2 protein-coding genes are annotated in these 1,825 nt (G+C 75.6%); one reads left to right on the top strand and one right to left on the bottom strand.

Annotated elements, in window-relative coordinates; genetic code table 11:
• The coding region (locus ESO86_RS16285) for a helix-turn-helix transcriptional regulator (protein ID WP_165308114.1) at window positions 1–872 on the bottom strand (872 nt) is incomplete at its 3' end.
• 119 nt (window positions 873–991) lie between these two features.
• On the opposite strand from ESO86_RS16285, the gene ESO86_RS16280 reads away from it, so the two are divergent.
• Window positions 992–1,825 (top strand): phytoene desaturase family protein (locus ESO86_RS16280; RefSeq protein ID WP_165308111.1); only part of this gene is annotated, 834 nt, incomplete at its 3' end.

Below are 1,825 nucleotides of genomic sequence, written 5' to 3'. Positions count from 1 at the left end.
CCCTCGACCGGCCACACCGTCCCCCCGCCGTCGGGCGCGGCGACCGCGTCGCGAGCCCACCAGCCGAGCCGCTCGCGGAACTCCTCGACCGGCATCGCCACGACCACGTCGGCGCGCACCGCGCGGTCGCGCCAGCGGACCGACCGCTGCACGCGTTCGAGCGCCTCGTCGTCGGTGAGCGGATGGGGCGTGAAGCGGACCCGCGTCTGGAACACGTCGTCGATCCGGTCGAGCCGGAACGTGCGCCAGTCGTCGCGGTCGCGATCCCACGCGAGCAGGTACCAGCGGCGCCCGAGCGGCACCAGCCGGTGCGGCTCGACCGACCGCGTGCTCGCCGCCCCCGCGGCATCCGTGTACGTCATCCTGATCCGCTCGGCGTCGCGGCAGCAGAGGGCGAGCAGGCCGAGCAGGTCGCTGTCGACGGATGGCGCGGGGCGCGGGCCCGATCCCGGCGACAGCCTCGACCCGGGCCCCGACGCGCCCGTCGGCGCCGCCACGGACTGGAGCGCCTCCATCCGTCGACGCAGTGCGGGCGGCATGACCTGCTCGATCTTCGCCAGGGCGCTGAACGTGGTGTGCTCGGCGCCGCGCAGGCCCGCCGCCGCCTGCGAGCGCAGGCCGACCGCGATCGCGACGCCCTCGTCGTCGGTGAGCAGCAGCGGCGGCAGCCCGGTGCCCGCGGCGAGCCGGTAGCCCCCGGCGACGCCCCTCGTCGACTCGATCGCGTAGCCGAGCTGGCGCAGCCGCTCGACGTCGCGGCGGAGCGTGCGCTCGCTCACGCCGAGACGGTCGACGAGTTCCCGGGCGGTCCAGTGCCGGTGGCTCTGCAGGAGCGAGAGGAGGTCGAGCGTGCGGGACGTCGTCGCGGCCATGCGTCGATTCTCGCCCCGATTCCGGTCGGAACACGGCCGGAATCCGCGGGGTGCTGCGAGGGGGGCGCATCCCGTCGGACGGTGCCGGGACGCGGCATCCGCTCGTCTACGCTCATGGGATGCCCACCGATGCGCACCCTGCCGCACCCCACGCCGTCGAGGCGCCCGACGCCTCGGCCCACGACGTCCTCATCGTCGGCGGCGGCCACAACGGCCTGACCGCCGCCGCCTACCTCGCACGTGCCGGCAAGCGCGTGCTGCTGCTCGAGCGCGACGACCACCTCGGCGGCGCCGCGGTCTCGGCCGAGGCCTTCGAGGGCGTCGACGCGCGACTCAGCCGCTACTCGTACCTGGTGAGCCTCCTCCCGCAGCGGATCGTCGACGACCTCGGCCTCGACGTGCGGCTCGTCCGACGCCGCTTCTCCTCGTACACGCCCGACCCGCGCGACCCGTCGCGCGGCCTGCTCGTCGACGTCGAGGCGGATGCCGCGGCGGCGCGCGACGCGTTCGCCCGGGTCGGCGCGGAGGACGACGCCGACGCGTGGCGGGCGTTCTACGCCGACACCGCCCGCGTCGCGGAGCGGCTCTTCCCGACGCTGACCGAACCGCTCCCGACCCGCGCCGAGGCGCGCGCCCTCGTCGGGGACGAACGCGTCTGGGACGACTTCGTCGAGCGACCCCTCGGGGAGACGATCGACGCGCGGTTCTCCGACGACCTCGTGCGCGGCGTCGTCGCGACCGACGGCCTCATCGGGACGTTCACCGACCTCGACGACCCGTCGCTCGATGCGAACCGCTGCTTCCTGTACCACGTGATCGGCGGCGGCACGGGCGACTGGGACGTGCCCGTCGGCGGCATGGGCGCCGTGTCCGGCGAACTCGCGCGCGCCGCCCGCGAGGCGGGCGCCGTGCTCCGCACCGACGCCGAGGTCGTCGCGATCGACGGCGACTCG

This window comes from Agromyces binzhouensis, assembly GCF_004135055.1.
GTDB lineage: Bacteria > Actinomycetota > Actinomycetes > Actinomycetales > Microbacteriaceae > Agromyces > Agromyces binzhouensis.
The sequence above is the reverse complement of the archived record's forward strand: the minus strand, read 5'-3'. Positions and strand labels throughout refer to the sequence as shown.